The organism is uncultured Enorma sp. (assembly GCA_905210055.1).
GTDB lineage: Bacteria > Actinomycetota > Coriobacteriia > Coriobacteriales > Coriobacteriaceae > Enorma.
In genome coordinates, this window is the sequence record CAJLVH010000109.1 from 1 (window position 1) to 6,827 (window position 6,827).

At 63.8% G+C, this 6,827-nt stretch carries 6 protein-coding genes; 3 read left to right on the forward strand and 3 right to left on the reverse strand.

Annotation, left to right across the window (positions count from 1 at the left end):
- The 3 genes from QZ079_RS07175 to QZ079_RS07185 form a co-directional block, all read right to left on the reverse strand.
- Window positions 1-445, reverse strand: a 445-nt coding sequence (locus QZ079_RS07175; RefSeq protein ID WP_297037000.1) for a DUF389 domain-containing protein, incomplete at its 3' end; no start/stop codon positions are given.
- 66 nt (window positions 446-511) lie between these two features.
- A complete protein-coding gene (locus QZ079_RS07180; RefSeq protein ID WP_297037003.1) occupies window positions 512-2,122 on the reverse strand; it encodes a DUF2130 domain-containing protein in 1,611 nt (536 codons plus the stop codon).
- Window positions 2,123-2,295: 173 nt separating this feature from the next.
- Window positions 2,296-3,237: a patatin family protein gene (locus QZ079_RS07185; protein ID WP_297037005.1), complete on the reverse strand. Its 942-nt coding sequence runs from the start codon at window positions 3,235-3,237 to the stop codon at window positions 2,296-2,298.
- A 215-nt stretch (window positions 3,238-3,452) separates the two neighbouring features.
- Between QZ079_RS07185 and QZ079_RS07190 the strand changes: the two genes are divergently transcribed.
- The 3 genes from QZ079_RS07190 to QZ079_RS07200 form a co-directional block, all read left to right on the forward strand.
- The gene (locus QZ079_RS07190) at window positions 3,453-4,202 is read left to right on the forward strand and encodes a response regulator transcription factor (RefSeq protein WP_297037008.1); all 750 of its coding nucleotides are present in this window, start codon (window positions 3,453-3,455) and stop codon (window positions 4,200-4,202) included.
- Complete coding sequence (locus tag QZ079_RS07195) at window positions 4,195-5,844, forward strand: sensor histidine kinase KdpD (RefSeq protein ID WP_297037011.1); 1,650 nt, start codon at window positions 4,195-4,197, stop codon at window positions 5,842-5,844. Before QZ079_RS07190 ends, QZ079_RS07195 begins: the two co-directional genes overlap by 8 nt.
- A gap of 184 nt (window positions 5,845-6,028) precedes the next feature.
- Window positions 6,029-6,827 (forward strand): AMP-binding protein (locus QZ079_RS07200; RefSeq protein ID WP_297037014.1); only part of this gene is annotated, 799 nt, incomplete at its 3' end.

Genomic DNA, 6,827 nt, shown 5'->3' on the forward strand with positions numbered 1-6,827 from the left:
CCGCCACGAACCCGGACGCGAGCGCGATGATAAGGTCGACGAGGCGCGGCGAGGTGCGCGCGAGCACCTGCGTATTCGTGCTCATATCAACATCTACGGGAATGATCGCCGTGACCCCTACTGCCACGACGACGGCGATACCCATGCCGAGCGCCGTGAGCGCAAACGCTCTGAGCGCTTTCGCGGGACGCCCGATCGCGACCGCGAGCGCCGTTCCCAGCATGGGCGACATGAGCGGCGCCACGAGCATCGCGCCGATAATCGTCGTCGCAGAATCTGCTGCAACGCCCGCCGTGGCGATGATCGCCGCCACAACGAGCCGCATGAAGAACGAAGAGTACTGCCGCAGCGGCTCATCGATGCGAACGAACGTGGAGCGCTCCGCTTGCTCGAGCACCTCCGGATCGAGCTCCCCACCCAGCAGCACCTGGCGAATTCGATTCATACTTCCCTCGCCGTCGACACGATGACAGCCAGTTCGAACGGATGGTATCAAACGGGGTAAACCGCGCTATTCTTCGGTGGATTCCTCGCTCTCCTCGCGCGCGGCCTCGAACGCGGCCTTCATCGTGGGGTTCTTGAGCGTGAGCTTGCGGATGGTGAGACCCTGCGCCTTGTCGTTCGCCAACCGCAGGTTGCGGTCGCTCGAAATGAGCGCCTCCTTGATCTTCTGCAGCTGGCCGATCGTCTTGTCGATACCGTCGATCGCTTCGTTGAACTTACGGTTCGCGCGCTCGAAATTCGTGGAGAACCCGTTCTGGAACTCCTCAAGTTTCTTCTCGAAATTCGTGACATCGATGTTCTGCTGGCGCAGGTTGGCGAGCTCCCGCTTGTAGTCCACCGCTTTTTGTGACGCGTTGCGCAGCAGCGTGATGAGCGGGATGAAGAACTGCGGGCGAATGACGTACATCTTGGGGTAGCGGTAACTCACGTCGACGATGCCCTCGTTGTAGAGCTCGCTATCGGGCTCGAGGAGCGACACGAGCACAGCGTACTCACAGCCTTTCTTGGTGCGATCGGCGTCGAGCTTGGCGAAGAACTCCTCGTTCTTGTGTCTCTTCGCCTTCGCCGTCTCGTCGTTCTCGTTTTTCATCTCGAACATGATGGAGATGAACTCGGTACCGTCTTCGGCGAAATCGCGGAAGATGAAGTCGCCCTTCGTGGGGTGGCTGTCGTCCTCGCCGGCCACGGCCTTGTTGTCCTTCTCGAAGAACGCGTTCGGGAACATGCCCATGCGCACCTTGTTGAACTCCGTTTCACAGTGCTGCTCGAGCGATTCGCCCACCATCTTGGTGGAAAGGCGCACCTTCATGTCGCGCAGGCGCTCAATCTCCTCGTCCCGCTGGCGAACAATCTCGCCATGCGCCTTATGCTCCTGCTCGAGCTCGAGGGCATGCGCCGCCTCCATCTGCTTGCGCTCGCTCTCGCGCAGCGCCTGCTCGCTCGCAAGTGCCGTGCGGGCCTCGTCGCGTTCGCGCTCCGCCGCGGCCACGGCACGGGTCACAGCGAGCTCGCGTTCCGCCTCGCCCGTCGCAAGGCGCTGCTTCAGCTCTGCAATCTGAGCATCTTTTGCCGAAATCCCCTCTTGCAGCTCGGCGCGCGCCTGCACCGCCTCGAGCTTCGCCGCGCCTTTGGCATCCTCGAGTTGGCGCTGCAGGCCATCGCAGGTGCGCTGCAATTCGGCGAGTTGCCTCTGGGCATCTTCGCGGGCTTCGGCTGCCGCCTTGTCGCTTGCGAGCGCCTGCTCCGCGCGAGCCGCCTCAAGCTGCGCCTTGAGCTCGGCGATCTGAGAATCGCGCTTCGAGATGTCTTCGTTGAGCTCCTGGCGCGCCTCGATGGCTGCCTGCTTGCACGCGAGCTCGCGCTCAGATGTGGCACCGTCGAGCTGGGCGCGCAGCTTGGCAAGTTGAGCATCGCGATCCGAAACCTCCTGTTCGAGGGTGCTTCTCACCTGCCGTTCGGCAAGCTCGATCGCCTGTGCCCGCTCGCGCTCCATCGAGGCCTGGCGCTCCTCGAGCTGGCGTGTGAACTCCTTGTCGCGCACCTGGCGCACGATATCGGCGTAGCCGCTTTCGTCAACCTGGAATACGGTTCCGCACTTCGGACACTTGATCTCGTTCATGAGCTCGCTCCTCCCCGGCGCGTCGCACCGGCATCCGCTATCCCGCTATGTATGGTAGCCTATCGCGCCGTGCGGACAGAATGGGAGTCGCGATGGTGCATCAAGAGGCTCGTTTCAAAGGTGGGTGCAACGCGAGACCGCGGTGATGCCCGATGCCAGATCATCACCTCGATTTAGGCCAGGTACTCCTTGAGCGCCGCAAGCGTCGCCGCGCCGTCGCGCCGGCCGACCTCATAGACGCGCTCGAGCTCCGCAGGATCCTTGATCGAGATAGGCACTTTCACCGACTCGCTCGGCCTGATCACGAATACCTTGCCCGCGCGCTCGAGCTCTGCAAGCTCGTCGAGCTGCGCATTGTAACGCTCGTGACGGTTCGCCAAAAGCTCCACGAGCGCAGGGTAGCGCCGCAGCATCACGCGGAGCACCGGCATGAGGCTGTTCGGCTCCTTTCGATACCCCTCCGGTTGCGTGCACAGCACCACGCAGCGCTCATATCCCTGGTTGAGCATCCAGCGGAAGGGAATCGAGTCCGCCGTGCCGCCGTCCAGGAGCTTTCGCCCCTCGAGCTCGACAGGACGCGCAAGCCCGGGGATCGCCGAGGATGCACGCATCCACTCCACGTCGGTTGCATCGCCGGCGTTCATGTCGTGATACACCGCCTCGCCCGTCTCGATGTCCGTCGCGACGCCCGTGAAACGCATAGGGTTCGCGGCATAGGTCGGCTTGTCGAAGATGTCGAGCTCCCAGGGCAGACGCCCGAACGAGAAGTCGCGATTGAAGTAATTCCCTGTAGTGAGAAGGCTTTTGAGCCCCATGTACCGCGGGTCTTGGCAGAATCGCACGTTATAGCGGAGCGCGCGCCCCACTTGGCAGGACTTGTAATTGCAGCCGAACGTCGTACCCGCAGAGACGCCCACCACATGCGTGGCGAAGATTCCCTCTTCAAGCCATGTATCGAACACACCCTCAGTGTAGAGGCCGCGGAAGCCGCCGCCTTCGAACACCATGCCCGTCGTGTGCGCGGGCGGCGCGAACGTCTGATGCTCATCGGGGGTTTTCACGTCTGAAATCATGTAGTCGCCGCCGCTTTTGGCAGCCCGTTTGTCATTCGTCATGTCTTGAAATTCGCCTCGATTCTCACGGACTATTGAGTATACCCCTCAAAACCGTCAAGACGGAACAGGCTCGACATTGAGGATTCGCCATCGGGGACGGGCGCGACAGCGGCGCTGCATCTCTTAATTCTTTCTTATCGGTGTGGAGTACCCATGGCAGAGTGCTCCCGCGCTCCCCCACCTTGCTACAATCGCGGCACGTGAAGGGGGTATCCATGGCAACCGTGCTCATCGCAGAGGATGATAAGGACATCGTGGAGCTGCTGCGGCTCTACATCTCGGGCAGCGGCTACGATGTGCTCGCTTCCAACGACGGCGAGCAGGCGCTCGAACTCGCGCGCGAGCAGCATGTCGACATCGCCCTCGTCGACATCATGATGCCGCGCATGAACGGCTATGATTTCATCAAGGCGCTCCGCCGCGAGAGCGGCATTCCCGTCATCATCATCTCGGCGCGCTCACAGCCGGCCGATAAGATCGTGGGGCTCGACGCCGGGGCAGACGGGTTCATCCCAAAACCCTTCGACCCGCTCGAAGTCACCGCGCTCATCCGCGCCATGCTCAGGCGCGCTAATGGCACAAACGCCCCAGAAAGCGACAACTCCTCCGCAAGCATCGTCGAGCTCCCATCCGCGCAGCGCACCGTCCCAATGCAGCAAGAGCCCGCAGACGCCCTCATCGCGGGCGACCTCATCTTCGACAAAGCCCGCTTCCTGCTCACCAAGCGCGGCGAAACCGTCCCGCTCACCGCGGCCGAGCTCAAGATCATGGCCGCCCTCATGGCGGCACCCGGCCGGGTGTTCGACAAGGCGCAGCTCTATGCCCAGATCAGCGGAGAACCCTTTGGCGGGGAGTCGAGCGTGATGGTGCACATCTCGAACATCCGCGCCAAACTCGAAGACGACCCGCTCCACCCCCGCTATATCGAAACCGTCCGTGGCATTGGATACCGATTCAATGGATAACTTCTTTCTTCGTGCCCGTACCTGGGCATCTGAACACTTCGCTCGCGCCTCGAGCAGCCTCGCGCGGCGCTGCCTGGCCTGCATCGTCATATACGCCGTGCTGCTCCTCGCCCTCGTCGCAGGCGTCACGGTCATAAGCGACACGCGCCTCGCAAACGCCTTCCCCACCATGGAAACCGTCCTGACCTACGAGACCGCCCTCGAGCACGACCGCTTCAACGAGCTCGACACCCCCGAGCTCGCCTCGTGCGGCATCGCGATCTTCGACGCGCGCGGCGCCAGGCTCTACGCCTCGAGCGAGAAGGTCGCCGAGCGCATCCTTTCGAGCGACCTCGAGATGATCAACGACTACGAGGACAATCAGTTCTACGAAGTCCTGCTTGAAGATAACGACGGCTCCACGCGCTACCGCATCACGCTCTGCGGACACGACGGTGAATCCGGCATGATGGATGCCGACGCCTGGTGCGTCCTCGACGAAGACCTTACGGTGGTCGAAGGCGACCTCTTCGCCGACCGCGGCCAGCTCACGCAGCGCGAATTCGACTTCATCAAGGGCGCCTACAACGCCCGCATGGCGGTCGAGCGCTACGACTACACCACCGTCTCGGGAGCGGGACGCACGCTCGTGCTCGTCTCGCCGCTCGTCACCGACGCGTCGTTCGCGCGTGCGGTCGCGGAGGCCAACCGCCTCTGGCTCTATGCCATACCCGTAGCAATCGTCCTCACCGGCGGCGCAGCGTGGTACCTCGTGCACCAGATGAAGCGCGTGACGCTCCCCCTCGACCGGGCGATCGACGCCTACCGAGCAGACGGGGGCGGTGACGGCATCGCGCGGGCGAAGGAGGCCGAAAAGACCATCCCCATCGAGCTCGCGCCCGTCTACCGCAATTTCATCGGCCTCATGGACATGCTGCGCGACGCCCGCGACGGCCAGAAGCGCATCGTCGCCGACCTCTCGCACGACCTCAAGACGCCGCTCGCCGTGCTCTACGGCTATGCCATGGCGTTTTGCGACGGGCGCGTCCCCGAAGAGGATGAACAGCGCTACTACCGCATCATCGCCGAGAAATCGCTCGCCGCAAGCGAGCTCATCGACACGCTCGCAGCTTACGCGAAGATGGACCACCCCGATTACATCCCGCACCTCGAGCGGCGGCACGCGGGCGAACTGCTACGTGATATCGCACATGAGGCGACGTCTGTTGCCGAACAGTCCGGCTGCAGCGTCGAGGTGAAGCTGCCGAACGCCGCGGCCGAGGAACTTCCTCCCATACTCGTGGACGAGCAGCTGTTCCGCCGCGCCTTGCTCAACCTGGTGGGCAACGCATGCCAGCACAACCCCGCGGGAACGCAGGTTGTCATCTTCTGCGAGCGCGTGCCCGCCGCAAGCCCGCGCGACGAGCTCGTGCGCATCTCGGTCGCCGATACCGGAAGCGGTATCGCGCCCGAGATTGCCGACACGCTCTTCGACCCGTTCGTGACCCGCAACACAGCCCGCACCTCGAACGCGGGCACCGGGCTCGGGCTCGCCATCACGCAGAAGTGCATTAGCCTCATGAGCGGCACGATCTATGTGGCGAAGAGACCGCGCGAGGGCTTCGCCACGGAGTTCGTCATCGACCTGCCCGTCGCGCCGTGAGCACGGCGGGTTAAGACGCTGCCCCCGCCATTAACCCCCGTCCCCATTGGCTGGTTGCCATTGGCTGACGCTCCGCAGGCTCTCGCGAGCCTAAAGAAACCTTTAGGAAGCGCTCAGGGTCGCTGAAGGTTCGCTTCGCATACTTCTTAAGTCGAATCAGAAGAAACGACTTGGGAGGAAGCCCATGGACGACCGTACAGCGCTCCGGCGCGCTTACGAGACAGCGAGCGCACCACACGAACGATACCGCGTCTCGACGCCCCTCACCTACCTCGAGCGGGCGGCACGTACCCGACCGGAATCCGTAGCGGTGGTGGACGAGACTGGCTCCTATACCTACCGCGAGCTCGAGGCCATGAGCGAGCGGGTGGGCAGCGCGCTCCTGGAGATGCGAGTCGCCCTCGTGGGAGCAAGCGACACGGCAGTCGCGCCCACTCCGGCCGCCGCACCCGCCGCGCTCACGCGCCCGCAGCCCGTCGTGATCTTCATGGAGAAGAGCGCCCGCATGCTCGCCGTCTTCTTGGGCACGCTCATGGCAGGCGGCTTCTACGTGCCCGTCGACCCCGGGACACCCGTGGAGCGCGCGGCAAGCATCTTCGACACGCTATCCTCAGACGGCGCGACCCCGCTCGTCGTCGCGAGCAAGGAGACGAGCGAAGCGGCGCGCGCCTGCTTCCCCGCTGCGCGCATCTTCACCGTCGAGGAGCTCCTCGTCCACTCCCGCGACGTCGAAGCGCTCGCCGCCCAGGCGCGGGCCCTTGTCGACACCGCTCCCGCCTACGTGCTCTTTACCTCCGGATCGACGGGGACGCCCAAGGGCGTGGCCGTGAGCCACCGCGCCATCTGCGGGTTCATCGACGGCTTCGTCGAAACGTTCGACATCCGCGCCCACGACATCATGGGCAACCAGGCACCCTTCGACTTCGACATCTCGGTCAAGGACATCTACGGCTCCCCCCCCCCCCCCGCCCCCCCCCCCCCCC